Source organism: Hymenobacter sp. YC55 (assembly GCF_029433095.1).
Taxonomy (GTDB): domain Bacteria; phylum Bacteroidota; class Bacteroidia; order Cytophagales; family Hymenobacteraceae; genus Hymenobacter.
Genome location: NZ_JARNTX010000013.1, coordinates 1 through 25,177, shown reverse-complemented (window position 1 = coordinate 25,177; position 25,177 = coordinate 1). Strand labels below are relative to the sequence as shown.

Annotated in this window: 19 protein-coding genes; 5 read left to right on the top strand and 14 right to left on the bottom strand. The window is 63.1% G+C overall.

Annotated elements, in window-relative coordinates:
- Positions 1-308 precede the first annotated feature (308 nt).
- From P1X16_RS30895 to P1X16_RS30870, 6 genes are all read right to left on the bottom strand, one after another.
- Positions 309-1,595 (bottom strand): PAS domain-containing sensor histidine kinase, encoded by a 1,287-nt coding sequence (locus P1X16_RS30895; protein WP_277236635.1) that lies wholly within the window; start codon positions 1,593-1,595, stop codon positions 309-311.
- A 126-nt stretch (positions 1,596-1,721) separates the two neighbouring features.
- On the bottom strand, positions 1,722-2,786 hold the full coding sequence (locus P1X16_RS30890) for a chemotaxis protein CheB (protein ID WP_277236634.1): 1,065 nt from the start codon (positions 2,784-2,786) through the stop codon (positions 1,722-1,724).
- A 293-nt stretch (positions 2,787-3,079) separates the two neighbouring features.
- Positions 3,080-3,730: a response regulator transcription factor gene (locus P1X16_RS30885; RefSeq protein ID WP_277236633.1), complete on the bottom strand. Its 651-nt coding sequence runs from the start codon at positions 3,728-3,730 to the stop codon at positions 3,080-3,082.
- Positions 3,731-3,732: 2 nt separating this feature from the next.
- A complete protein-coding gene (locus tag P1X16_RS30880) occupies positions 3,733-7,191 on the bottom strand; it encodes a PAS domain-containing protein (RefSeq protein ID WP_277236632.1) in 3,459 nt (1,152 codons plus the stop codon).
- Between the two features lie 184 nt (positions 7,192-7,375).
- Positions 7,376-7,768, bottom strand: coding sequence for a hypothetical protein (locus tag P1X16_RS30875; protein WP_277236631.1), 393 nt, complete (start codon positions 7,766-7,768; stop codon positions 7,376-7,378).
- A gap of 218 nt (positions 7,769-7,986) precedes the next feature.
- Complete coding sequence (locus tag P1X16_RS30870) at positions 7,987-8,199, bottom strand: hypothetical protein (protein WP_277236630.1); 213 nt, start codon at positions 8,197-8,199, stop codon at positions 7,987-7,989.
- A gap of 444 nt (positions 8,200-8,643) precedes the next feature.
- Between P1X16_RS30870 and P1X16_RS30865 the strand changes: the two genes are divergently transcribed.
- A complete protein-coding gene (locus tag P1X16_RS30865) occupies positions 8,644-10,668 on the top strand; it encodes a M1 family metallopeptidase (RefSeq protein WP_277236629.1) in 2,025 nt (674 codons plus the stop codon).
- 635 nt (positions 10,669-11,303) lie between these two features.
- Here P1X16_RS30865 and P1X16_RS30860 read toward each other — a convergent pair.
- The 4 genes from P1X16_RS30860 to P1X16_RS30845 form a co-directional block, all read right to left on the bottom strand.
- Positions 11,304-14,636: a UTP--glucose-1-phosphate uridylyltransferase gene (locus P1X16_RS30860; protein ID WP_277236628.1), complete on the bottom strand. Its 3,333-nt coding sequence runs from the start codon at positions 14,634-14,636 to the stop codon at positions 11,304-11,306.
- Positions 14,637-14,661: 25 nt separating this feature from the next.
- Complete coding sequence (locus P1X16_RS30855) at positions 14,662-15,603, bottom strand: sugar phosphate nucleotidyltransferase (RefSeq protein WP_277236627.1); 942 nt, start codon at positions 15,601-15,603, stop codon at positions 14,662-14,664.
- Positions 15,604-16,316: 713 nt separating this feature from the next.
- Complete coding sequence (locus P1X16_RS30850; protein WP_277236626.1) at positions 16,317-16,640, bottom strand: nuclear transport factor 2 family protein; 324 nt, start codon at positions 16,638-16,640, stop codon at positions 16,317-16,319.
- A 61-nt stretch (positions 16,641-16,701) separates the two neighbouring features.
- Positions 16,702-17,490, bottom strand: a complete 789-nt coding sequence (locus tag P1X16_RS30845) for an SDR family oxidoreductase (RefSeq protein ID WP_277236625.1) — start codon at positions 17,488-17,490, stop codon at positions 16,702-16,704.
- A 128-nt stretch (positions 17,491-17,618) separates the two neighbouring features.
- Here P1X16_RS30845 and P1X16_RS30840 point away from each other — a divergent pair, with 128 nt between their 5' ends.
- Positions 17,619-17,990, top strand: a complete 372-nt coding sequence (locus tag P1X16_RS30840; RefSeq protein ID WP_277236624.1) for a helix-turn-helix domain-containing protein — start codon at positions 17,619-17,621, stop codon at positions 17,988-17,990.
- Positions 17,991-18,596: 606 nt separating this feature from the next.
- On the opposite strand, the gene P1X16_RS30835 is transcribed toward P1X16_RS30840, so the two are convergent.
- The gene (locus P1X16_RS30835) at positions 18,597-18,926 is read right to left on the bottom strand and encodes a helix-turn-helix domain-containing protein (protein ID WP_277236623.1); all 330 of its coding nucleotides are present in this window, start codon (positions 18,924-18,926) and stop codon (positions 18,597-18,599) included.
- A gap of 133 nt (positions 18,927-19,059) precedes the next feature.
- Here P1X16_RS30835 and P1X16_RS30830 point away from each other — a divergent pair, with 133 nt between their 5' ends.
- Together P1X16_RS30830 and P1X16_RS30825 are read left to right on the top strand one after the other, a co-directional pair.
- Positions 19,060-19,998, top strand: a complete 939-nt coding sequence (locus tag P1X16_RS30830; protein WP_277236622.1) for an alpha/beta hydrolase — start codon at positions 19,060-19,062, stop codon at positions 19,996-19,998.
- A gap of 17 nt (positions 19,999-20,015) precedes the next feature.
- Positions 20,016-20,510, top strand: coding sequence for a hypothetical protein (locus P1X16_RS30825; protein WP_277236621.1), 495 nt, complete (start codon positions 20,016-20,018; stop codon positions 20,508-20,510).
- Positions 20,511-20,683: 173 nt separating this feature from the next.
- Here P1X16_RS30825 and P1X16_RS30820 read toward each other — a convergent pair whose 3' ends face one another.
- Positions 20,684-21,217: a hypothetical protein gene (locus P1X16_RS30820; protein WP_277236620.1), complete on the bottom strand. Its 534-nt coding sequence runs from the start codon at positions 21,215-21,217 to the stop codon at positions 20,684-20,686.
- Positions 21,218-21,624: 407 nt separating this feature from the next.
- Here P1X16_RS30820 and P1X16_RS30815 point away from each other — a divergent pair, with 407 nt between their 5' ends.
- Positions 21,625-22,278 carry a BLUF domain-containing protein gene (locus tag P1X16_RS30815; RefSeq protein WP_277236619.1) on the top strand — a complete coding sequence of 218 codons (654 nt, stop codon included), beginning with the start codon at positions 21,625-21,627 and terminating at the stop codon, positions 22,276-22,278.
- 10 nt (positions 22,279-22,288) lie between these two features.
- Here P1X16_RS30815 and P1X16_RS30810 read toward each other — a convergent pair whose 3' ends face one another.
- Both P1X16_RS30810 and P1X16_RS30805 read right to left on the bottom strand, forming a co-directional pair.
- Positions 22,289-22,702 (bottom strand): response regulator, encoded by a 414-nt coding sequence (locus tag P1X16_RS30810; protein ID WP_277236618.1) that lies wholly within the window; start codon positions 22,700-22,702, stop codon positions 22,289-22,291.
- Positions 22,703-22,719: 17 nt separating this feature from the next.
- Positions 22,720-25,177: PAS domain-containing protein (locus P1X16_RS30805; protein ID WP_277236617.1), on the bottom strand; the 2,458-nt coding region annotated here is incomplete at its 5' end.

Genomic DNA, 25,177 nt, shown 5'->3' with positions numbered 1-25,177 from the left:
CGCTATATACCACCAAGCCCCAGACTCAAGCAAAGGTCTTCCCCGTGTGCGAGGCGCAGGGCCAGGGGCCCTACAGCATGCACAGCTCGGTCAACGCCGCGCAGGATGTGCCGGTAACCTCGGCGCGCACGGCAACTAGCCCCCCAGAACAATGCCCGTACTTCCGGGCGCCGTTTGGCTTTTAACTTCATCAGGTGCTGCCGCCTAAAAAAGTACCGTTTCCCGGCACGCTCCGGCCGGCGCCCCCGCGCAGTCCGCTACCCGCTGGCTGTGTTTAGCAGCAGAACCAGCCTATGCCGAGCCGTGGCTTAGGCCGGAAAAAAGACAATGAACGTAGAGCCCCGGTCTAGTTCACTCTCGAGCCGGATCTTGCCGCCCGCATTATCGAGAATCTTCTTCACCAGATACAAGCCCATTCCGGTGCCCTCCACGTGGCTGTGCAGGCGTTTGAAGGGGCGGAAGAGTTGCTGCTGCTGCACCTCGCTCAAACCCAAACCGTTGTCTTGAATCCGCAGCACCACTTGGCCTAATTCGTAATAGCTGCGCACTTGCACCACGGGCGCGCGGTCGGGGTGCCGGTACTTGAGGGCATTGCTCACCAAATTCAGCACCACGGAGTGTGCGTATTTGGTTGCAAACGAGATTCTGGCGCTCCCCGCCAACTCCACCAGGAGCTGCCCGTCGGCTGCTAGCAACAGCGGGGCTACTTCCCGGCGCACTTCCTCGAGTACGGCGGCCAGTTCTACAACTTCGCGGGGTGCGTCCGCGGCCAGGCGGCTGGAGTTGAAGTCGGCCAGGCGGTCGAGCGTGTGCCGAAAGCGCGTCATCGATTCCTGCATCATGCGTAGAACAGGCTCTACCTGCTCTGCCCGCCGGGCCTCCGGCGGCAACTGCTCAACGAGCACTTCCACCAGGCCTTGCAGGTTGGAAATCGGTAAACGAAGGTCGTGGGAGGCCGCGTAGAAGAACGTATCAAGTTCCGAGTTGGCGTGCCCCAGCTGCGAGTTGGCTTCGAGCAGTTCTTCGTTGGTGACGCGCAACTCTTCGATCAGCACATCCAGGTCCTCGTTGGCGCGCTGCAGCTGCTGGGCCACATCCTGCACTTGGGCTTCGAGCTCGTGGCGCACGGAAATGTCTTCCAGCGTGGTGTAGCCGAGCTCGCCGCCCTCGTCGGGAAACAACACCGACGTGACCCGGCACCAGAGGGGCTGGCCGTCGGCGCGCAGCAAACAGGTATCGAGGGCAAACCAGGGCAGCCGGTGCGCCCAGAGCTGCTGTTGCAAACGGGTCCAGTCGGCCACGTAATCCGGATGCGCAAATTCCATGATGCGGTGGCCCAGCAATTCCAGGGGAGACGCCAAGCCGAGCATCCCCACTATGGTCGTGTTGGCCTGGCGAATAATCAAGTCGGCATCAATGATCTTGTGGCCCAAGGGCGAGTGCTCGAAGATCGTATGAAAGCGGACCTGGCTTTGCTGGTAGCGCTCGACGTGCACCAGCTGGCTTTCGTGGGCCTGCAAGCGCGCCACCTCGGCCCGCAAGGTGGTGTTTTCCGCTTCGAGAGTATGGCGTGTAGCCGGGGGCAGATCAGACATGATAAAGCAAGTAGGTAGAGAAGCGGGCAAGTACCTCTTTTCACCGGGAGCGCAGCGCCTTGCTTTTCCCGGCAGAACTGGTGGGCGGGACCGGCTTCGGGGTTCAAAGCGGCGGGCTACTTCGGCTTAGGGCAGCTTTTTGCGCTCGAATTGCAAGTCGCCGCTCAACGCCTCCTGCTTTAAGATGGACTCGTGCACCACGCGGGCCTGGCGGCCGGTTTCGTCGGCCTTTTTGAAAAAGAGCTGGGCCACGGTATCCTGCCCGTTTTCCCCGAAATGCAGGCCCAGGTTGTGGAGCAGCATCTTGGTTTCCTCCAGCCCGCGCATGGACTGGTAGAGCATACTTTCCACCGACTCGGTGACTTCGCTGAGCAAGGCGCTGACGGTGTAGGCGTGGCCCGTGTGGCAGCGGTAGCGAATCAGGTTGCCATCCACCAGCTGGGTGAGCGCGCCGTGGCAATCCGGGCAGGTGAAGGGCGTAAGCTTGCCTTTCTCGATGATGCCCAGCTCGAAGCCGCCGCCCTGCTTGGCAATGGTGAATTCGATTTTCAGCAAGTCCAGCTCGGCGGCCGACAGCCGGGTTTTGGCGGGCGCCCGCTCCTGGGTCAGGCGCACCAGCAGGGTGCCGAGTTGGGCCAGCGGCACGATGTAGTCGGCCGCCACGAATTCGAGGGCGTTGGCGGGCATGGAGGGCTGCTCGGCATCGAGGGGCTCCTGCACGATGGTGCACCCGCCCATGCGCTGCACCGACCAGAGGCCGGACGTGCCGTCATCGAGGTAGCCGGTGAGCACTATCCCGATAACCCGCGGCCCGTGCGTGTAGGCCGCCGACCGAAACAGCGCGTCGATGGAGGGCCGGAACCGGTTTTCTTTCGGGCCCCGCGTGACCAGCACCCGGTCGGCTTCGAGCAGCAAGTGGTGGTCGGGGCGGGCCACGTAGATGACGCCCGCTTCGATTACTTCCCCGTCCTGCGGGTGCCGCACGGGCAGCGCCGACGCCGAGCCCAGCAACTGCGGCAGGATGCTGGGCGAATCGGCCGGTACGTGCTGCACAATAAAGATGGGGGCCGGGAAGGTGGGCGGCAGCGTTTTCACCAGGGCTACTAGCGCCGTGACGCCGCCGGCGGACGCCCCGATGACGATAATATCCCGGTAATGCTTGCCGCTTTTGGCGGACGGGGACGTAGGCATGGCGTTTCGGGGAACAGAGGGAGGGCTAGCGCACAGGCGGGGAAGTCAAGGGAGTTGTTACCTACGGTTGCTTGCTCCAGTGCTCCCCCGAAACCAGAACTGCGGGTTTCCTGCAAAGGAACCGTTTCCAACACCTTACGCGCCCCGCAGATTTACGGGTTTTACGGGGGTCGATACCCAATTGCATGTCCGTGTTTATACGGTGTCCAGATTTAACTTCAAGCCACTGCCCTAAGCCGCGAGGCTTTAACTAGCTCCATTCCGAAAGCCTAGCGAGGGCGCGAACCGAACTCTTACTGGAGCCACCCCTGCTCCATGGCGTACTTGACCAGGGCCGGCGTATTGCTGACCCCGGTTTTTTCCAGCAGGTTCTGCCGGTGCGACTCGACCGTGCGCCGGCTGGTAAAGAGCTTGTCGGCAATCTGCTGGTTGGTGAGCCCGGCGGCCACCAGTTGGAGTATTTCGCGCTCCCGGTGCGTGAGGAGCGCCCCGGCGCCCGCGGCTGCCTTGGGTTGGCTGGGCTCGAGCAGCAGGAGTTTATCCAGCAGGCCCAACCCGATTTCCGAGCACAAAAACCGCTGGCCCGCGGCCACGCTCTGCAAGGCCGCGACTACTTCGTGCTTCGCCGCGTTTTTGAGCACGTACCCGTGGGCCCCGGCCGCCAGGATTTCCCCGATGGTCCGCTCGTGGGTCATCATCGAGAGCAGCAGGATGCGCAGGTGCGGGTGCTCTTCCCGCAGGCGGTGGGTGGTGGCCAGCCCGTCGAGTACCGGCATGTTCAAGTCCAGCAGCACCACGTCGGCGGCCACGTTCGGCAGCTGATCGAGCAAGTCCTGCCCGTTGGCCGCTTCCCCCACCACTTCAAAGAGGGGATTGTCGGTGAGCAGCGTGCGGAGGCCGTCGCGGATCAGGACGTGGTCGTCGACGATAAAAACGCGAATCATAACTAGGAAAATAAGGGCAGGGGAATGCGCAGGCGGACGTGCGTGCCGAATTCGGGGGAGGAGTCGATGGCCACGGTGCCGCCGAGCAGCGCCACGGCGTCGCGCACGGTGCGCAGGCCCAGGCCTTCGGCGGCGGTCTGCGTATCGAACCCATGGCCATTGTCTTCGGCCCGCAAGCTAACCCAGTTCGGCAAGGTTTCCAGCTCCAGCGTCGCCTGCGTGGCGCCGGCGTGCCGCACGATGTTGTGGGCCAGCTCCTGGGCCAGGCGGAAGAGGGTCACTTGGATGGGCGGCGGCAGCTCCCGTTCCTCGCCCCAAACCTGGCAGTCCACGCGCAACTGCGGCGTCGATAAATCCCGGCAGACATCGCGCACGGCGGCCGCCAAGCCAAACTCGGTGAGGGAGGTCGGCACCAGCTCGTGGGCCAGCGTGCGGGTTTGGTGCATGGCGTCGGCCAGCAGGCGGGCGGTTTGCTGGTGCAGGCCGGCCAGGGCGGGCAAGGCCTGCAACGCGGGCGTGTCCAGCTGGTCGAGGTGCAGCTTGGTGGCGTACAGCACTTGGCCTAAGCCGTTGTGCAGCACTTCCGCCAGGCGCTGCCGCTCGTTTTCTTGCGCTTGCAGAATGGCTAGTAGCAATTCCTTGTGCCGGTCCAGCTTCAGGGCTAGGTTCTCGGCTTCCAGCCGCTCGACGTCACTCACGTCCAGGCATACGCCGAGCACCCGCTCCGGCGTGCCGGGCGCGGCGGGAAGCAGCACGGCTTTAAAGTCCACGGTCCTCACTGCGTCGCCCACGCGCAGCCGCAGTCGGGCGGCAAAGCTGCTCGTGCCGGCAGTTATGATGCGCAGTAGCCGCGCCGCGGTGCCCCGGTCGTCGTCGAGCACGACATCGAGAAAGTGCTGGAGACTAACGGCGCTGCCTACCGGGCGGCCCAAGAGGCGGTACAAGCCGTCGGACCAGGTTAGCACTTGAGTGCCCAAGTCGTAGTCCCAACTACCCATGCCGGCCACCGCCTCGGACTCCTGCAGCAGCGTCAAACTCTTTATTTGCGCCTGCTCGAGCAGCTTGCGCGCCGTAACGTCTTCGGCGCTGTACAGCAATCCGTCGTTTAGCTTCACTCCCACCAGCCGAAACCAGTGGTTGTACCCTTCGTGGTTGTAATACACCTCGAAGTCAGCTCGCCGGCCGGTTTCCACGACGGCCTTGAACTGCTCGAAAATCTCCGTGCTTAGCGCGCCCGGGTGCAATTCGTTGTGGCGCTGGCCAATCAGGGATTGACCGGGGTGATACGCTTGCGTAACGGGGTTGACCAGCACGTACTCGAAATCCAGGATGCGGCCCCCGGCGTCGCGTACGGCTTGCAGCAGCATGACGGCATTGGTGCTGGAATCAAACACCGATTGCAGCCGGTCCTGGCTGTCGCCCAGGGCCCGGGTGCGCTCCGCGACTTGCTGCTCCAACCCGGCATTGAACGCGAGCAGCACTTGTTCGGCCTGCTTGCGGACGCTCACGTCGCTGGCGGCGCCCAACCAGCTCGTGAGCCTGCCCTGCGCGTCGAGCACCGGAATGGCCCGCGAGTGCGTCCAGCCCTCGGTGCCGTCGACCCGCCGCACGCGGTGCTCGAGTTCAAAGGGAAGTTTGCGGCCAATGGCCTCGGCGATGGCGGCCTGCACCCGGGGCCGGTCCGTTGCCGGGATGTACTCTTCGGTCCAAGTGGGGGTCGGGCGCAAGGCATCAGCCAGAAAATCCTTGCCAATCAGCAGTTCCATGCGCGTCCAGTCGGCGCTCACCCGGTACACGGTATCCGACGTAGCCGTGACCAGCAAGCGGAACTGCTCCTCGCTTTGGCGCAGGGCTTCGGCAGCTTCGTGGTGGGCCGTAACGTCGAGGAGTACACTGCTGACGCGCACCGGCTTTTTCCGCTCCCATTCCACCACCCGGCCGACTTCGGACAGCCAGCGGACCGCCCCGTCATCGGGGCGGACGATGCGGTAGTCGGCTTGGAATTCCCCGTGCGCCTCCACCTGCTGGCGAATACCCGCCCACGTCGCGTCGCGGTCCTCGGGGTGCGTTAGGGCTATGGCCTGCGCCACGGGTAGCACGCCCTGCGCGGGGTCGAGGCCCAGCATCAGAAACCGCTCGTCGTTGCCCCACATCACGTCCTGGCGGTAGTCCCAGGTACAAATGCCCAGGTGGGCCAGCCCGATGGCCTGCCGCAGGCGGTCGTCGGATTCGCGCAGGGCTTGCTCGGTTTGCTTGCGGGCCGTGATGTCGCTGAAAAGCACGGCCACGTGCTGGGCGGGCGGGAACCCCACGGCAAAGGCATTCACGTCAAACCAGCGGTGCACCGATTCGGCGTAGCCTTCAAAGCGCGTGGGCTCCCCGGTGCGGGCCACCCGGCCGTACAGGTCAGCGGCGAAGGGCGCGCTGGCGGGCACCAACTCGTTCATGGTTTGCCCCGGGGCCACGCGCAGGCCGGTATGCTTTTCAAACGCCGGGTTGACGTCCAGGAAGCGGTAGTCGACGGGACGTTGCGCTTCGTCGAAGAGAACTTCCAGCACGCAGAAGCCTTCGTCCATCGAGTTGTAGAGCGCGGCGTAGCTTTCGGTGGCGCGCTGGGTTAACTCGTCTTTCACTCGCAGCAGTTCCTCGGCGGCCTGCTGGCGCTCGGTGATATCCTGGATCAGGCCGAGGAGCTTGACGGGCTGGCCCGCGGCGTCGCACTCCACCCGGCCGTGGGCTTCGAGTAGGCGCAGGTGGCCGTCGGAGTGGTAGATGCGGCGCCGGTAGGAGTAGGGCTGGCGGCCCGCAATGGCTTGGGTCAGTACCTGCGCTATCAGCGGGATGTCGTCGGGGTGGGAACGGGAATCAATGAACGATGAGCTGGGCGTAAAGGCGCCGGGCTGTTCGCCAAACAAGCGGAACAGGCCATCGGAAAAATGCAGGTAGCCCGTGGCTAGTTCCAGCTCGTAGCTGCCGGTGTGGGCCACGGCTTCGGTGCGCCGGAGCAAGGTATCGCTGGCAGTTTGTTGGGCCTGGTGCTGCCGTTCCCCCTCCTTCTGCGCGGTGATGTCCTGCCAGTATACCACCCAAGCGTCGGCTTGCCGGGCCGTGGCCATGGTAATCCACTGCTGGTGGTGAGGCAAAAAAAACTCGCTCAGGGACTGCGGGCTGCTCGTTACCGTTACCTGTTGCAAGGCCTGCTGGAGCGCAGCCGGTAGCGTCCCACCCGGCAGTTGCCCCACGGGCTTGCCCAGCAGGTCCAGTGGCGGAACGCCCCACCAATGGGCGGCCAGCTGATTGAGGCGCAGCACCGTCCCGTGCGCGTCCAGCACCACCACGCCCCAGGGCAGGGTCTCGAGCAAAGATTCCGCGTCTGGCCCCCCTCCCGCGGCATCGCCCACGGGGGCTGGGGTAGCGGGCCGCCCCGGCGGAGCATCGTTACGGGAGGTGGGTTTGCGCATGCACGAGAGGTGCCAACAGGAAGCGGTTAGTGGCCTGTTACCAAGGTTTACGCAAGCGTGTACGTTTTAGACTAAGCGAGAAAGTGTACGCCAGAGCAAAGCACTACCGGGCCTTAGACTGGTTGCGGGCAGCAGCGCTTGCGGGCAGGTCGCTTATTAGCCAAGCCCTTGCTTGCTACCGCCGTCAATTCAAGGAGCGGCGCTCGTGGCCCGCGGCCAAAATAACGGAAGCCACGGCCAGCAGGTGCTGGCGGGCTTCGGCGGCCACCATGGGCGCTTGCTCGAACGAGCACGTCAGATCCACTGGTAACTCCCGCCCAGTCCTACATCCGGGCCCATCTACCCCGTCGAAGACGATGAGGCGGGGGGAGTGCTCTTCCGGAGCGGGCTTGATCGATAACAGAACCAGCCGGCGCGAACCGAGGTCGGGCACGGCCAGATCTACCCGGCCTAGCAGGGGCAGGCTCAGCAGGGCCTGGTGCCAGGCCAGTACGACGTGCACGACGACCAGGGGCTGTTCGTCGTAGCTGCACAGCTTCAGCAGCAAGTATGCGGGGACCGAAGTGAAACTATTCATGCCCAACAGGGAAATAAAACTTCTATTAAAATTGCGATTTGCTGGTTCCGCACTGATCTGGCCAAAGGAGCGGCAAAACGCGAAACGCTTAACCCATTGTTACTCCCGGCCAGGCTCCGTGGCCCCGGGAGCGGTGGCCCCGGGCCGCAAAGCCACGGCAACAAGGTCGTTTTCAGTTAAGGGCCCACAAACAACGGGGCGATAAAGAGGCGGCGCAGCTAGCCGACTCGGCCGGCTTCGAAAGCCGCGTCGAGGGCTTGGCGCATAGCTGCCCAGCTTAGCTCGCCCGCCACGTAGCGGGCGTAGAGCTGCTGCGCGGAAGGGGAATTTCTAGCTTTCAAGCGGGGCAGGAAGGCTTGCATCTGGGCTAGCACCCACTTACGTTGAGCGGGTGTTTGGGCATGGGAGCCAAAGCGGGCATCGTATACCATCCAAAGAACCGGTAAGGAGCGCAGAGATACGCTATGCCAAAGGTGCAGGTAGAAAAACCGCAACCCACTTCGGATTATACGAAAACTCGACTTCGGATTATACGCAATTTCGTACAACAAGAACGTAGAATAGTTGTGTCGTTCCCCGTGAGGCAGTAACCCCTACGACAAGCAAGTCTTGCAACGCGCCGGGCAGCTAGGCCCCCTCAAGGGATTGCAAATTCCCCTTCCAGGCTAGAAGATAGCAGGGGAGTAAACAACGGAAAGAAAGCTCCACCTAGTAGCGGGCCACCCGGCCGCCTGGTTGGCCAGACCGGTATCGGCATCCGCACAGAGGCGGGGGCAGCGCCGCCCGCGTACCGACTTGAAATTTGCCGGAAAATTTTCCGTAAGGTCTCTACCCTCCTCCTTACTTTTGGTGAAACTGTCTTTCACTTTTTCAGGATGAAAAATTCTTTTACTAAGTTCCTAGCGGCGGCGGCGGCGCTACTCGGCGCGGCTACAACTCAGGCCCAGCAGAACCTGCCGATCGTGCTGCCGCCCGCCACCCTGCCGCCCTACGATGCCCGCGTGCTGTTTCAGCCCGACTACCTGAACCAGCCCGCCCCCAGCACCCGCACCGGCGGCGGCAAGCCCGGCGCCACCTACTGGCAAAACGCGGCCGACTACCAGATAACCGCTAGCCTCGACGAAAAAACTGCCCGCGTAACGGCCACCGTGGCCAGCACCTTCACCAAGAACAGCCCCGACGAGCTGCCCTTCGTGTGGCTGCAAGTCGACCAGAACCTGTTCCGCAGTGACTCGCGCGGGGCGGCGGCCACGCCCCCGGCGGGCGGGCGCTTCGGCAATGCGGCGCGGGGCTTCCGGGGCGGCGACTCGCTGCAAACCGTAACCATCGAGCTGCACGGCAAGAAGCTGAAAGCCAACTACCGCGTGACCGATACGCGGATGCAAATCATCTTGCCCGAGGCGCTGAAGCCCAAGGGCGAGAAGCTTAAAATCAACATCGCCTACGCCTTCAACATCCCCGAGTACGGCGCCGACCGTCTGGGTCGCCTCAAAACGCCGAATGGCGAAATCTTCGAGGTGGCGCAGTGGTACCCGCGCATGGCCGTGTACGACGACATTTCGGGCTGGAACACGTTGCCTTATATGTCGGCCGAGTTTTACCTCGACTACGGCAACTTCGACTACACCGTGAACGTGCCCGCCAACTACCTGGTGGGCGGCTCGGGCGAGCTCGTGAATGGCACCGAAGTGCTGACCACCACGCAGGTAAAGCGCCTGGCCCAGGCCGCCGGCTCCGACAAAACGGTGGTCGTGCGCGGCGCCGCCGAGGTGACCCAGGCCAGCTCGCGCCCGGCCGGCCGCAACGGCCGCCTGACCTGGCATTTCAAGTGCCAGCGGGCCCGCGACGTGGCCTGGGCCGCCTCGGCCGCCTTCGTCTGGGACGCCGCTAAAATGAACCTGCCCAGCGGCCGCAAGGCGCTGGCCATGTCGCTGTATCCGGCCGAGGTAGCGCAGGACTCGGCCTGGGGCCGCAGCACCGAATACGTGAAGAAGAGCATCGAATACAATTCCAAGCAGTGGTTTGAATACACCTACCCGGTGGCTACCAACGTGGCCGGCGTGGTGGGCGGCATGGAGTATCCGGGCATCGTGTTTTGCGGCGTGAAGGCCAAAAAAGGCAGTTTGTGGGGCGTAACCGACCACGAGTTTGGCCACAACTGGTTTCCGATGATCGTGGGCTCCAACGAGCGCAAATACCCGTGGATGGACGAGGGGTTCAACACCTTTCTCAATATTCTGAGCAGCCAGAGCTTCAACAACGGCGAGTACAAAGAGCAGGGCGACGTGACGGCCCCCCGGGGTCTGGCCGCCAGCATTACGCTCTCGATGCAGCTAGCCAACATGGACGTGCCCTACACCGTGCCCGACGTGACGCAGTCGCGCAACCTGGGCTACGCGGCGTACTCCAAGACCGGCTACGGCCTGTACCTGCTGCGCCAGGAAATCCTCGGCCCCGAGCGCTTCGACTACGCCTTCCGCACCTACATCAAGCGCTGGGCCTTCAAGCACCCGCAGCCGCGCGACTTTTTCCGCACCATGAACGAGGTGGCCGGCGAAGATTTGAGCTGGTTTTACCAAGAGTGGTTTTTCGAAAACTGGCTGCTCGACCAAGCCGTGACTTCGGTAGCCTACGTGAATCAGGACCCCACCAAGGGCGCACTCGTCACCATTGAAAACAAGAGCCAGGCCGCCATGCCCGTCACGGCCGAAATCACGGAAACCAACGGCCAGAAAACCACCGTGCGCCTGCCCGTCGAAATTTGGCAGCGCGGCGGCACCTGGACCTTCCGCACCAACACCACCTCGCCGCTCACGTTGGTGGTGCTGAACCCGAGCAACATCCTGCCCGACGTAAACAAGGGCAACAACACCTGGCGGGCGCCCAAGCTGGCCGAGTAGGCTCCGGCCCGTAGCGAGCCTGCAACAAAAGCAAAGTTCCTACTTTCTGCTTACGGGGTCCCATCCCGAAGCGCAGCGGCAAAACACTCTGGGCAAACTGATTAGCGTACTGGCTGCTTTAAAAAAGGGCCAGTACCTGCAAGCTGAGTAGCTTGCCTGCGCTTCAGCATTCTATCGCAATACGTGCTCTAAACAGAGAAAGCGACCTCGAGTCAAGGCGGCAAGGGAACACGCCCTTGCTGCGCGAGCTGAATCCGGTATTCAGCTGGCCCCCGGCCGAAGAACGAGTAGTCTTAGCCGGACCGGGGGCAGTTGCTGCTGTTTTCCGCTTCGTGCTTGCGCGCAGAGCTAGGCGCTAACCCGACTCCGTCAGCACCGGCTCTAACGTGCTCAAGCACGCGAAGAAAGGCACAAACCTGCTGCTTCCCGCTGTGGGCCAGTTCGGACTGCTAGGATGGACGCAGGTGCGCGCGGGCTGTGCGGCCCCCAGCCACTTGAAACCCCACCGGCAAACAAGGTTCCGGTTGGGTCTGATTGCAATCGGTACTGCTAGACCACCGCCGTTACGGCCGTAAAAAACGGGGAGCAGAAGCTTGTCGCTCCTGCTCCCCGGGCTGCTGATGGCTCTTTTACCTTTAGAAGGCCGCCAGTCCCATTACGTAGTCCTTGCTGCCATCCGTCACCCAGGCATCCAGCTGGGCGGGGTCTTTCATTTGCTGACCCCGGGGGCGCGGCACTACCAGGTAGCCGCAGGGCACCTCGGGCAAAGCCGACATGTCGCTCCAGAGCTTTTCGATTTGGGTTACGGGGTAGATGTCTTCCTGGCCGTGGCCCCACCGGTACTTCACTTCCTTGATGGTAACGTAGGTGGGGATGCGCTGGGCCACGCTGCGCACGGCGCGGGCCAGGCGGGTGTCGTCGGCGGTTTGCAGCTCGGCGCGGGTCAGGCCGAAGAGGGCCAGCAGCGGGTCGATTTGCACCCAGGTGGTCATGGTGTTGTAGTAGCTCAGGTTAAGCTCGTCTTGTTCGCGGGGCTGGGCCAGGCCTTCGAGCAGGCGCAGCTGGCCGTTCACCCGGGCCAGGCCGCCGCCGCGGTCCTCGATGCGGCGGGCCACTACCTCGAAGGTCAGCACGTTGGCCGAGGCCAAATGGTAGCCCAGCGCGGCCGCGTCGAGGTCGACGCCGAGGGTGTCGATGTTGTGCAGCAGCAGGGTTTCCACCTGGGGCTGCTCGCGCAGCAGGCGGGCCAGGATGCCGTTGCGCAGCAGGTTCGACACCTCGTACCAGTGGCCGAGCGGCGAGAAGCGCTGGGCCGCGATGTTATCCACGTAGTCGGTGCCTTCGCCTTTGCCGGTGGCCCACCCTATCATGGTATTGCGCACGGCGTCGCGCACTTTCTGCTTGTTTTCGTCGAGCGTCTCCTGGGGCATTTCCTCCCACAGAAAGCGCAGGTCGCGGGCCATGGGCACGAAGCGCTGGCCGATGGAGCGGCCCTCCGACAGGTACACCGGCCCAGCGTAGCCGAGGTTGCCGGTTTGGGCTAGGTGCGCCTGGATGGGGGCGTGCGTGAGGTAGCTCGTGGCCACCAGGTGCGGAATCACGGCCTGGTAGCGCGCGGCCGAGCGGCGGGTTTTGGCCAGGTGAATCTCAAGAAAGCTCCGCATCCGGCCGTCCATCTCCACAAACGGGTTCAGGGCCTTGATGACGCCCGCGCCCTTGGTCCAGCGGCTGCCCACGCCGGCCGCCAAACTCAACACGCCCACCTTACCCGCCCGGATGGCTGCCTCCCCGCCGGGCGCGTATTCCTGCAACTCGGCCAGGTCCGCCGCGTCGCCGGGCAGCACGTCGGCAATGGTGGTTTCGAGCGGCAACTGGTTGCGGGAGAGGCCGATGCGGCCCTTCTGCAAGTCCGTCCGGATGTCTTCGTGCTGAATGTAGTCGAAGCCGTTTTCCTGCTTGATGCGCTCGGCTTTTTCGTTTTCAACGCCGCGGTTGCCCTGCGCGCCGGGGTCCGACACTTGGAACAGGTTGCTGACGATGGTGCGCAGTAGCGGGTACGCCAGGTTGTTTTGCTCGCAGTGGGTGGTGAAGAAATCCACCTCCGCCCGGCGCAGATACGAGATGGTAGCCGGGTCTTGCTTGACGAGTTGCGAGACGTGAATGGCGTAGTATTGCTCGGGCATGAGCGCTTGAGCGCCCTCGTGCAGCGTGGCCCAGCTGCCCTGGTAGTTGATGTCCCAGTTGTAGACCACCGGCTCCATGGCGAAGGGCAGCGCCGCCGACAGCTCCTGCTTGGTCGAGCGCAGCAATTCCAGCACCCGCACCTTGTAGTCCTCGTAGCGGTCGGGGTTTACAAACATGCCCATGCCGCCGCCCGACATGCCGCCCAGCATCAGAAAGCCGTAGTAATCAACCCCGAACTGCTGCTTGGCGCGGGCAATAATCTCCTCCGTGAAGTGGGTCGAGGCCCAGGGAATAATCGTTTTAATCGGGTACTCCCAGTTGCGGGCGGTGTTGGCGGCCAGCTTGCGCACGTCGCCTTCTTTGAGCGCGCCCAGGATGTTGTCGAACACCTGGTTGGTGAACTGCCGGGCAACCCATTCCTTCTCGCCCCGCAGCAGGTATTTCTCGCTCACCATCTCCAGAATCGGGCCCACGTTGGAGGCCATGCCGCCGTGAAACAGCACGAGTGAGTTGCGGATGCGCTCGCCCATTTCGGGGTGAATGTCGTCCCCGGCCAGCACGCGGTGGCGGGGCAGCAGCGTGCCCCGGCTGATGCCGAACTCGGGGTCGTCGGCCTGGGCAAAGGTGCCCTGAATGGCCTTGATGCCCGGCCACACGCCGCCCGAATCCTGCCAGCCGCCGCCCGAGCCGCCAATCCACTCGCCCAGAATGGCCCGCGAGGCCACTAGGCGGCGCTCGTCTTCGGTGAGGCCGTTGGTGAGGCTTTTGGTTTGGCCGGTCGCGCGCATCAGTAAACTGATAATGCAGCCCAGCAGGTTGGTGGACACGGCAAAGCGGGAGCCTTTGGGAATGTCGTTGACCTTGGTAACGAGCTCGAGGCCCATGCCCGGGGCCACGATGCGGGCCAGCAGCTGCGGCAAGGAGTGGCCGGTGCCCTCGAAGGAGGGCGGAATCAGGCCCGAGGCAATGACGCCCGCTTTCACCAAACTCAGGTAGTCGTTGCCGAAGTTAAACAAGTCGGCCAGGTCGGTCACGTCCTTGGTGGTGTTCAAGTCGATGCTGGTCAGGCGCAGCACCGGCTCGGGGATGACGCGCACGTAGGCGTGCAGCGGCGGCCGGATGTCCTTGTCGCGCCCAAACATGCCCAGGTTTATCGACAAATTAACCACCCGCGCGCCCTCGGGGTAGTCCATGCCCAGAAAGAAAATATCCGACCAGCCGCTGTGCGTCAAATCCATGCGCACGGCCGTGTGCTCGTGCAGCACCGGGTAGAAGAGCACGCCTTCCTGCTTCTGCAACAAGGCTTTGTGGATGTGAATGGGGTGCTCGTCCTGGTGCCCCACCCGGAACATCCACTGGTTGCCCTTGGTCGAGCGCACGCTCTTGCGCACCTGGTTGGCCAGCGTTTGGAAGGACAGCTGGTGGTAGCTGTCGGCCAGCGCGCTGAAGAGCATGGCGTTGGGTCCGTGCGCGTCCAGCTCGGCCAGGAAGGTGCTGATGGCCTGCTCGAAGCGCCGCGCCAGCAAGTCCTCGAAGCCGGCGTAGGGAATCTTGCCCACCACCGGCGTGGCGGGCGCTTCCTGCAGGAAAAACCGGAACCCCGCGTACAAAAACAGGATGGCCCGCACCTTGTCGTAGAGGCTCGGCGTAGCCTTGCGGAAGTTGTCGAGCTCGCGCAGGCTTTGCAGCAAGGCTTTCGCGGGCAGGGCTTTGGCCAGCTCGTAAAACGACCGGTCCCGCTTGGCGGGGTCGGTCGAGGTTATCGTCTCGATAAGAATATTCATGGGAAATGCAGCAATGCCTCCGTGCTTAGCGGCCATTGGCTTCGGCCAAGAGTTCGACCATGGTGCTGAGCGTTTCCCCGCGAGCCTCGCCGGCCAAACCCAGGGCGAGTTGGGCCCGCAGCAGGCCGTGGCGGCGGCTTAAGTCGTAGCGCGTGCCTTGAATTTCGAGGGCCAGGTATTTTTCGGTTTCCGCCAGTTCCTGCAGGGCCGGCGTAAGCAGCAGGTTGCCGCTACTGCTCGCCTGGTGGCGCGCCAGAATGTCGAAAACGTTGGGCGTGAGCACGTGCATGCCGAAAAAGCACAGGTAGTAACCCGCCCGCAGGCCCGGCGTGGGCAGCTCGAGCTCGGCGGTGCTCAGCGAGGGCTTTTCGATGATTTTCTCGATTTCATAGGTGCCCGCCCGCCCGCCCACGAGCCGGCCGGTAAGGGTGCCGTAGCGCCCAATCTGGTGCTCGATCGTGGGGTTGACGGCCGACACGGCGCAGTCTTCCTGGGCGGCCAGGGCCAGCAGCTGCGCCGCGCAGCGCTGCCCCGGCCGGGCCGATACGTAGAGGTAGTCGCCGAGCAGCAGCAAAAACGGCTCATTCTGCACAAAATCGCGGGCGCAAGCCACGGCGTGGCCGTAGCCCAACGGCTCGACCTGCTCGGCAAAGTGCAGCCGGCTCACCAGAAAGTCGATTTTATCGGCCTGCTGGGTGGCCCAGTCGCTGCCTTGGTACGAGCGCACCAGGTTGTCGCGCAGGGAGGCAAAGGCGCTGAGGTAACGCTCGCCGTCGCCGGGGGCGCAAACCACGCACAGCTCCTCGATGCCGCTGTTGAAAGCTTCTTCGGCAATGATTTGAATAACGGGCTTGTGCAGGCCATCGAGGTCGATAACGGGCAGCATCGCCTTCTGAATGGTATCGGCCACGGGGTAGAGCCGCTCGCCGCGGGCGGCCGCCGTAATGACGGCTTTTTTTACTTTCATAGTGGGGCTTCGATGGGAAACGGCTGGCAAGATACACCAGCCGGCAGGCAGCGCAATACAGCAAGCCCCTCAGAGAGAGGATAGAGAAGCGAGAAGCCTGACTTTATCGGCGCCAGGACTGCCCCATCCAGCTGATTGGAAAGATACTGAGTGGTTGTTGGTTAAGCACTGGGGGCGCACCATCGGCTCCGGTCAACTTCCGTAACCTAGCGCGAGCTACGCAATGCCGTTTTTCAGGGCCGGGCCGGCAGCGCCTACTACCTGCTGCCCCACAATTTACCCCTTCGCGCACGGTCTACAAACAAGTCGCGGCCCGCCGAAAGTGCGTGAAGCCACTTGCGCAATGGGCTGCTGCGAGCGCACGAGGGCCGCTTGGCGAAGGGTGCAGGCGGCCACCGCCAAACCTGAGAGCCCCTTTCACCTCCTCGCCTACCGGGAACGGCCGAAAAACAACCGGCGGGATAAGTGAACCGGCCTTGCGCCGCTTACCTATCCCGCCGGTTGTCACGCCCCGTTTCAGACCTGAAAGGAAGCAGGGTTCCCTGAGCGCCCTCCCGTAGCATAGCCACCGCCCGGCTGCTGTCGGCGGCCCTGACTACGCCCGCCCGGCGCGCAGCCGCGCAGGAGCGCTGGCACTACAGGGCCGCTATATTTTTCCGGTGGGTGCTGGGGTTTGCTTTAGTACTCCGGGGTGCCACCCGGGCGTTAACCGTTTACCCGGTGATGCGCAAGGAACTGATCAAGGCCTCGTCCAGCTCCAGGTGGTACTGCAGCACGGCCGGGCTACCGGGAAATGTGCCCGTTACTTCCGCGGTCAAAATGGCCGAGGCGCCCGCTTGCTGGTAGGCAACGGGGTTGGTGTGCATGTGATACTTGTCCGTTGCCTGCTGAATCCAATCCCGGATTGCGGCCCGCCCCGCATAGGTATGTCCCTCGTCGGAAACGGTAGCGTCGGCCGTGAAGTAGTGGGCAAAGCCCGTGCTGTCTCCTTCGTTTTGGGCCTGCACAAACCCTTCGATAGTGGCTGGTAGTTGCATTTTTGAGCGTGTTCGGCTTGCTTGACTGTGGTTGTTTTTAGAAACGAAGGCTCGGCCTGTTTTAAATCGTGCGAATGGTCCCGCCGTCGATTACGTATTCCGTCCCGGTCAAGTAACCGGCGCGCGGGGAAACCAGAAACCCAACTAGTTCCGCTACTTCTTCTGGTTCGGCCGGTCGTCCGAAGGGGATGCCCCCCAAACCATCCATCACACTTTGTCGCGCTTCCTCAATCGAAATGTTCCGGGCCTTGCTGATTATTTCCAGGAAGGCTTGGCCATTTTCCGTTTTAATCCAGCCGGGCGAAACCGTGAGTACCCGCACGCCCTTCGGGGCAACTTCGTTGGACAGGCTTTTGCTGTAATTGACCAGCCCGGCTTTGGCGGCCGCGTAGGGCAGGGTTGCGTCGTAGAGCGGCAGCCTGGCCTGAATGGACGCAATGTGGATAATCACGCCGCTGCCCCGTTCGACCATCCCGGGCAAGAAACCCCGATCCAGCCGCACGGGGGCTAACAGATTCGTTTGAATGGTGGTTTCCCAGTCGTGGTCGGACAGCGCGGCAAAGCCGCCGCCGGGCGTTTCCGACCCGCCCAAGTTATTGACCAGAATATCCAACTGGCCAAACTCGTGGAGCACCTGGTTGACTACCTGCTGGGTGCCTTCCGGTTTGCTCAGATCAGCCGCAATGAAATAAAGCCGGTCCTGCTGCTTTTCCGGCTTGTTTCTGGCGGTTGTAATCACGGTTGCCCCTGCTTGCAACAAGCGAGTGGCAATGGCTTTGCCGGCACCTTTCGTGCCGCCCGTTACCAGCGCGGTCTTGCCGGCCAGTTCGTTTTCAAAGTTGAAGTCCATCCTGTAGGTTATTTGTTTACGACAAAATTCTGCAGTACGGCACATGCCTACAAGTACGGACTTACGATTCACATAGGGACCAATTTAGCCCTATTGCAATAAGCGGAACATACGGATATATTTGCCTTATGTACGAACGAAAGACGATGCCCAACTTGCAGTGTGGGCTGGACCTGATGGGGGAAGTGCTGTACGGCAAATGGAAGATGCGTCTGTTGTGGTTTATCCACCAGGGCTTTCAGCGTCCTAGCGAGCTGCAGCGCAAAATTCCGGATGCCTCCCGCCGGGTGCTGAACGTGCAGCTAAAGGAACTGGAAAGTCACGAGCTGGTAGCCAAGGTGATTTACCCGGTGCTGCCGCCGAAAGTGGAATACTACCTCACCGATTTCGGCCAATCACTGATTCCCGTTATCGGCGCAATCGGCCAGTGGGCCGACCAGCACGAGGAGCGGCTGCGCATGCTCATTGTAAAGAACTTGGAGTTTTCCCCGCAAAGCTGAGCGGCCGAGCGCCGGCGCCAAATCCATCTCGCTAAACGCTTAAAACCTGGCGCTGACCGTGGCCGCGCTAGTCGAAACCCCATGCCGAAAAGGAGGCCTCCCACCCGGCAACGTACCACGGCGGGCGGGGTACGTTGCGGCGCCGTGTCGGGACGACCAGCAGGGCGAGTGTCTGGCGTTCGGGTGCGCGCCGCCGCCAGGGTAGTACTGCCTTCAGAGCCTTTTTAGCAGGTTCGGAAAGCGGCCGAGTAAAGAGTAGAGCTATTTTTCTCTGTTCTACCGAAGCCGGATAAACGGGTGGTTCGCCCTAGTCCCCTCCGTCGTGTTCATAGGTCATATATCGGTTTCTGTTGCGCATAATAACTCCCGCGCAATTGCTTTACGAGTGGCAAAAGCCGGCCCGCCGGCGCGGAGGTGGTCCGTGAAGAAAATGAGCGCGTAGAGATGCGGCGGGTGCGCGCCGAAGTTAGGGGCTTGCCTTGGGAGCTTGACATCAAAAATCGCCTTCCGAAAGCCTGTTCTAACCGCGGGCCTACACAACTACCACTGCGGGCCGCTCCCCTAAGCGGACGGCTGGGACAGACCAGACCTTGGGGGTTACTCTGCTCAGAAAGCTTGTGGCTGTTCGGCGCGGTAGTGCTGGCCCCAGGCGCGCAGGCTCTCAATCAGCGGCGCCACCGAATGCCCCAACTCGGTCAGCGAGTACTCGACCCGGGGTGGGACTACCCCGTACACGGTGCGCAGCACCAGCCCATACGCTTCCAACTCGCGCAGCACCTTGACCAGCATGCGCGGGCTAATGGCCGGCAAGAGCTGCTCCAGCTCGCTGAAGCGGCGCGTGCCGTGCAGCAAGTGGTGCAGGGTCAAGAGCTTCCATTTACCGCTGAGCAAGGTCAGGCTCAGGTCGACGGGGCAGGAAAAAGGGGCAGGCGCCATAAACTTTTCTCGCTGATACTGAGTGAAACTTCCTGCTGGTATAGTGCCTTACCAACCAGTAACCACTTGTAAAAGCACTGGGCCCTTAAATAGGTTTGCGGCGCATTACTACTGACAGTCAACGCCCTGCCTAATGACCCCTCTTTCTATCCCCTCCCCCGCCATCCGCCACCAGGTTGCCGACGTCAACGGCATTCGTCTGCACTACGCAATGGCGGGGCGGGGCGAGGCGCTGCTGCTGCTGCACGGCTGGCCCTTCACCTGGTACACCTGGCGGCTGGTGCTGCCCGCCCTGGCCCAGCACTACACCGTTGTCATGCCCGACCTGCGCGGCATCGGCCAAACCAGCCGGCCCGCCACCGGCTACGACAGCCGTACCCGCGCGGCCGACGCGGCCGGCCTGCTGCACTACCTTGGCTTCGAGCAGGCCTACGTGATGGGGCACGACCTGGGCGTAGAAATCGCCTTCATGACGGCGTTAGTTTACCCGCAGCTCGTGCGCAAGCTCGTGCTCAGCGAGGCCATCGTGGGGGGACTGCCGGGGGCCGAAGAGTTCTTGCAAAGGGCGCCCTGGTGGTTTAGCTTTCACGCCGTGCCCGACCTCCCCGAACAAGTGATTCCGGGCCAGGAGGAGCTCTACCTGAACTGGTTCTACCAGCACAGCACCTACCAGCAGCGCGGCATTGCCCCCGAGGCCCGCGCTGAATACGTGGCGGCCTACACCGGCACCGACGCCTTGCGGGGCGCCTTTCAACACTACCGCGCCTTTCCGGAAAACCGCCGGCAAGTTGCCGAGGCCCTGGCGCAGGGCTTGCGCCTGACCTGCCCCACCCTGGCTGTGTGCGGCAACGTGGTAGGCGAAGTGCTCTTCAACCAATTGGGACCGGTTACTGATTCGCTGGAAACCCATCTCGTGCCCGAGTGCGGCCACGTGGTGCAGGAAGAGCAGCCCGAGCACCTGCAGCGCGTGCTCTTAGCGTTTCTGGCCGGTGCCCCGCACGGCAGCAGGGAACGGCTGGCGGAGGTGCGGCAGGAAATCGATAAGCTCGACAAGGCCTCGCCTGGGGTGTAGAATACACTCCGGTTTGCATGGCCACTTGTACGGTAGTGATAAACTTCGCCCGCATCGGCGCGGCACAGGCTGCCCCCTACAATGCAACCCGAGTTTACTTCCGCTACCGCCTTGAGCAGGCCGGCAGTCTGCTGCTGCACTTGCGCCCGCGTGATGGCGGCGGGCAGCTTCGCCACGCGCACCTGGTAGCCCGGGGTGTGGACTTCCCGCTCCCGCAAGCCGACGTGGGCAAACGGCGGGGTCAGAAAAACGGTAGAAGCCACGTACTGCCGGTCGGGGGTGGTGCTGGGGCCAACCAACTGGTGGCGCACAATAGCGGTAGTCGTCGAGCGAGGTGCATCTTGAGCTTCCGTAGTGGTGGGCACCACGGCGTAGGGCGCGGAAAGACCATGGGTAGCACCCAGATAAATTGGGTACGGGGCCGGTCGGCTACTTGCTTGCCTTCGGTTTGCAGCGGGCCACTGTCGGGGGCAATACTGGTGGTGGTGGTCGTTCTCTGGCTGGCGTGTTGATTTTAAGGCCTGGGAAGTACATTACCCGGGCCTAATCACAAACCAACCGTGGGATTGACAAGCGCTGGTTTTTCGCCACAGCATCCTTCCCGTTCAGGTCAGGAAGCCGTAGCGAAAAACCAGTAGCTGTTGCTGAACAAGGCCATGCCCACCGGCGCCGGCGCCAGCAGCGCCTAGAGTTGGGCCCGCTCGCGCTCCCCGGCAACCTGGGCCTGCTTCGCTACCTGCACGGCTGCGCGCAGCTCCTGGTTCAGGCGCTCCGTTTCCGCCCGCTGGGCCTGCTCCCGTTTCTGGCGGGTGCGCAACGCCTCCTCCACGGGCGGGCGAGGGTGGTTGTTCGTGTCGGTAAAGTTAACTACCAGCAAGTCGCCACTTCGCTGGGCCGTGAGCAGGAAGTACCCGTCCAGGCCGTCGGCCTGATAATTGGTTTCGTTGTATTGGGTTGCGGCCGCGAGAAACGCGTGGCGGCATTTGGCAAACACGCCGTCCTCTATGGCAGTAGGAAACAACGTCAGCAGGGATGCGGCAGGCTCTTCGGGCTGCTGCAAGATGCGCTGGCCAGCGGGGTTCAGGTACACCCAGGCAAAGTCGATTAGAACGTTGTCTTCCGAGTAGAGCGGCCGCAGCAGGGCCACGGCCGTAAGCGAAATATCCAGCAGCGCGTCAAGCAACGCTACCGACCGTTGGGGAAGGAGTTGTGCAGGCATAGCAGGCAGAAAACCGCCTGTAAATTAGATAATTCAAGAACTGCCTGTGCTAATGATCAACCTCTGCTCCCAATAAGGCCGCTCGTCACTTGCCGAACAAAAGTCATTCACTCCTCCATTAGAGCACTTGCTACCCCGATAACCACTGGAAAAGCAACCGACACAGGCGCAACAACGGCGAACGTAATTCAGACGTGGACTTAGGCTTACTGATGCAGGGTGCTTGAGTGGCGGGCACCAGTAGCCGGGCACATATCCTGGCCCTAGCGGTCGAGGAGTGAGAACGAAGCAGCACGCATGCGCTCCTTCTCGGAACTCCCCGGCCAGCAAAGGCAAAATCGTAAATCCGTAGTTTTAGCGCATAAAATCCGGGTTTATCCGGTATCGGCTAGGCGTATATTGTCTTCATGAGTGACCACTCCGTACCCAACGAGGCAGTGCGCCGTCGCGCCGTCGCCTCCATTATTCGCTTTACGGCGGGTACCCCGCTGGCCCCGCCGCGTTACGAACGGCAGCTGCTGGCGCGCTACCAAGTGGGCGAATTGAGCATCGACCAGGTGCTGGCCTTGCTGGATACGAGTACCTACCACGTCTTTTACCGCAGCCAGGCCGCGCCCGGCCTGGCACTACCCGACATTGAGGCGCTGGTGGACTGGTCGCGCCACTACAACGCGCAGCACCAGCTCACGGGGCTGTTGCTCTACAGTAGCGAGCAGTTTGTGCAAGTAGTGGAAGGCGAAGAAGCCGTTGTACGGGCGCTTTTTGCCCGGATTCAGCAGGATACGCGCCACCAGCAGGTCGTCACGCTCAGCGAGGGCCCGGGGCCGCAGCGTTGGTTTGCCGAGTGGAGCATGGCCTGGGGCCTGGTTGAGCCACTGGTGCTGGAGCAGGTGCTTGGGGCGGTGCAAACGCAGGCGACTGTGCCCGAGCTTATCACCGATCCGCACCTGCAAACCCTCATTCGCGCATTTCATTTAGTCGACCCGGAGCTAGCTCGCTTCCCGGCGCGTCGTCCCCCACGAAGTCGACTGCCAAAGCCGGCCCTTGGCGGGGTCTGGTAGGCCCGCGGGGTTAGGTAGCGGGGGGCAACTGCCGCTGAAAGTGCAGCTGAAGCAGGGTGTTGATTTTGTCGCGGTTGAGCGGCTTGCTGGCCAGCCCGGCAATGGGCAGCTCGTTGATGCGGGCCAGGTCCCGCGCGTCCATGGACGTGGTCAGCACAATGATGACGGTCGCTGCCTGCTGGGCTTGGGGCAGGCGCCCGTAGGCTTCGAGAAAGGCCATGCCCCCCATGCCGGGCATGGCCAGGTCGAGCAGCAGCAGCGTGGGCGCGTAGGGCGGGGGCTGCGTGAGCAGGGCCAGCGCCTGCTCGGCGCTGGTGACCGTCTGGATGTGGTGGCTGACCTGCAGCTTGTGGAAGAGGGTCTCGTTGAGAAAGTTGGTGGTCTCGTCGTCATCGACGAGCAGGATGTGCGGTAGTTTTTCCATAACGGCGCCAAGCAAGCTTAGAAGGGGTCGGTGCGGGGCAAGGTAACGGTGAAGGTGGAACCCACCCCGAGCTGGCTCTGCACGGCAATGTGGCCGCCGGCCAGCTCGATCATGCGGCGGATCAAATATAAGCCGACCCCCGAGCCCTCGACGTGGGTGTGCAGCCGGCGAAACATCGTAAACAGCTTGCCCTGCTGCTCCTCGCTCAAACCCAGGCCATTGTCCTGCACCGTCAGCGTGAAGTGCGTCGCCGTGCAAAAGGAGCGGACCTGCACCACGGGGGGGCGGTCGGGGGCCCGGTACTTAAGCGCGTTGCTGAGCAGATTGAAGAGAATGCTGCGCATGTTCTTGGCCGGCAGGCGCACGCGGGGACAGCGCGCCACCTGCGTGTGCAGCTGGGCCTGCGTGCTTTCCAGCAGGGGCAACACATCCAGGCGCACGTCTTCCAGCAAGCGGGGAACGTCCACCTCGTGGGCTTCCGAGTCGGCGGCGTGTTGCAGGCGGGCCACGTCGGTGAGGTGGCCTACCGTTTGCTGAAACCGGTGGATGGCCCCTTGCATCATGGCTACCAGCCGCGGCACCAGGGGCTGCTGCTCGCCGGGGGGCAGGTACTCGGCCAAGACGTCGAGCAGCCCTTCGATGTTGGCGATGGGGGCCTTCAAATCGTGGGAGGCGGCGTACACGAACGTGTCCAGGTCGGCGTTGGTGCGCAGCAGCTGGGCGTTGCTCGCGTGCAGTTCTTCGTTGGTGGCCGTCAGCTCCTCGTTGATGGCGGCCAGCTCCTGGTTGATAGCCGCCAGTTCCTGATTCAGCTCCTGCACCTGCTGGCGGGCCAGCACCTGCTCGGTAATATCCACCACCAAGGTGTAAAAGCCAACCACCTCGCCCGCCTGTTCGTCGGGGATGTAGCTGGTGTGGATGTGCTTGACAAAATCGGCCCGGTAGGGCATGCGCGCGTCGAAGTCCACCCGTTCGCCGGTTAGCGCCTGCTGCATGTGGGGAAGTGCCGTCTGGTAGGCCGCCTCCCCCACCACCTCGCGCACCGGCTGACCGATCAGCGCGGCCGGGGTCTGCCCAAACCAGTCCTGGTAGGCCCGGTTGGCAAAGCGGTAGATGTGCTGGCGGTCCAGGTAGCCGATGAGCACCGGCAGGGCATCGGTGATCAGCCGCAACTGACGCGCCGTCGCCTCCACGGCCTGGCGGGCGCGCACCTGCTCGCTCACCTCGTGAACGAACACGGCCACCCCCACAATGTGGCCGTGCTCGTAATACGCCTGGCACGTAAACGTAATGTAGCGGGCCGGTCCTGCCGTCGTCGTGGGCAGTACCACTTCGGTGCCCTGGTAGGTTTCGCCCGTTTGATACACGTGGTCCAGCTGGGCAAACAGGGCCATGGAAGCCAGCGTGGGGTAGGCCGCCTGCACGGTACGGCCTTTCAGGTCGGTGCCGGGAAAAAGCTGCGCGAACCGGGAGTTGTAGTAATCGAGCTGGTGGTCGGGCTCCCGCAGCAGGGCCACGGCCACCGGGGCCTGCTCGAACAGGGCCTGCCGGTCCTGCCGCTCCTGGGCCCGCCGCTGCGCCACCGCGAGCAAGGCGGCTTGCATGGTTTCGGCCTGCCGCCGGGTGCGCACCTGCTCCGTGACGTCGACGGCAAACACCAGGATGCCCTGCGGCTGGCCGTGCTCGTCGGGCATGGGCTGGTAGGTGAAGTCGAGGTAGTGCTGCGCGGGCGGGCCGGCGGGCTGGGCCAGCAGCACGGCAATTTCCTTGCCCTCGAAGAACTGCCCGCTGTTGTAGGCGTTGTCGAGCAGTTCCATAAACCCTTGTTCGGCCACTTCGGGCAGCGTTTCGGCCACCGTCTGGCCGACCTGCACCCGGTGTTCCACCAGCTGTTGGTAGCGGGCGTTGGCAAACGTATAGCGGTGCTCGGGGCCCCGCAGGGTGGTAATGGCGGCCGGTACCTGCGCCAGAATCTGCTGCAGCAGGCGCTCTTGTTCGGCTAGTTCCCGGGTGCGCGCCTGCACCCGCGCTTCCAGTTCCTGGTTGAGCTGCTCGATCTGCTGACGGGCCCGCACTTGGGCCGTGACTTCGGTGGCCACGACCATGGCGCCGTTGATCTGCTCCTCGGCACCGTACAGGGGCACGTACACAAAATCCCAGTACACCGTTTCGCGCTGCCCGTTGCGGTCATGCTGGGCTTCCATGGCGTGGGCCACGTGCGGGATGCCGGTGGCCATGACCCCGTCCAGCAGCTGCTCGTAGCCCATGCCCGCCACCTCGGGCAGCGCCTCGAACAACCCCTTGCCCAGAAGCTGCTCGCGGGTGCGGCCCCAGAGGCGGGCAACGGTGGCGTTGGCCAGCTCGATGGTGTACTTGGGCCCCCGGTAGACGGCGATGGCCACCGGCGCCTGCTCGAAAACGCGCTCCAACTCCCCGCGTTGCCGCTCGGCCTCGGCGCGGGCGGCCTGCTCGGCG

Coding starts and splice junctions, on each gene's coding strand:
- P1X16_RS30850 (WP_277236626.1), bottom strand. CDS start 16,640: ATGCAACTACCAGCCACTATCGAAGGGTTTGTGCAGGCCCAAAACGAA.
- P1X16_RS30895 (WP_277236635.1), bottom strand. CDS start 1,595: ATGTCTGATCTGCCCCCGGCTACACGCCATACTCTCGAAGCGGAAAAC.
- P1X16_RS30845 (WP_277236625.1), bottom strand. CDS start 17,490: ATGGACTTCAACTTTGAAAACGAACTGGCCGGCAAGACCGCGCTGGTA.
- P1X16_RS30875 (WP_277236631.1), bottom strand. CDS start 7,768: ATGAATAGTTTCACTTCGGTCCCCGCATACTTGCTGCTGAAGCTGTGC.
- P1X16_RS30815 (WP_277236619.1), top strand. CDS start 21,625: ATGAGTGACCACTCCGTACCCAACGAGGCAGTGCGCCGTCGCGCCGTC.
- P1X16_RS30810 (WP_277236618.1), bottom strand. CDS start 22,702: ATGGAAAAACTACCGCACATCCTGCTCGTCGATGACGACGAGACCACC.
- P1X16_RS30825 (WP_277236621.1), top strand. CDS start 20,016: ATGGCCACTTGTACGGTAGTGATAAACTTCGCCCGCATCGGCGCGGCA.
- P1X16_RS30865 (WP_277236629.1), top strand. CDS start 8,644: ATGAAAAATTCTTTTACTAAGTTCCTAGCGGCGGCGGCGGCGCTACTC.
- P1X16_RS30870 (WP_277236630.1), bottom strand. CDS start 8,199: ATGGTATACGATGCCCGCTTTGGCTCCCATGCCCAAACACCCGCTCAA.
- P1X16_RS30835 (WP_277236623.1), bottom strand. CDS start 18,926: ATGGCGCCTGCCCCTTTTTCCTGCCCCGTCGACCTGAGCCTGACCTTG.
- P1X16_RS30820 (WP_277236620.1), bottom strand. CDS start 21,217: ATGCCTGCACAACTCCTTCCCCAACGGTCGGTAGCGTTGCTTGACGCG.
- P1X16_RS30885 (WP_277236633.1), bottom strand. CDS start 3,730: ATGATTCGCGTTTTTATCGTCGACGACCACGTCCTGATCCGCGACGGC.
- P1X16_RS30880 (WP_277236632.1), bottom strand. CDS start 7,191: ATGCGCAAACCCACCTCCCGTAACGATGCTCCGCCGGGGCGGCCCGCT.
- P1X16_RS30890 (WP_277236634.1), bottom strand. CDS start 2,786: ATGCCTACGTCCCCGTCCGCCAAAAGCGGCAAGCATTACCGGGATATT.
- P1X16_RS30840 (WP_277236624.1), top strand. CDS start 17,619: ATGTACGAACGAAAGACGATGCCCAACTTGCAGTGTGGGCTGGACCTG.
- P1X16_RS30830 (WP_277236622.1), top strand. CDS start 19,060: ATGACCCCTCTTTCTATCCCCTCCCCCGCCATCCGCCACCAGGTTGCC.
- P1X16_RS30855 (WP_277236627.1), bottom strand. CDS start 15,603: ATGAAAGTAAAAAAAGCCGTCATTACGGCGGCCGCCCGCGGCGAGCGG.
- P1X16_RS30860 (WP_277236628.1), bottom strand. CDS start 14,636: ATGAATATTCTTATCGAGACGATAACCTCGACCGACCCCGCCAAGCGG.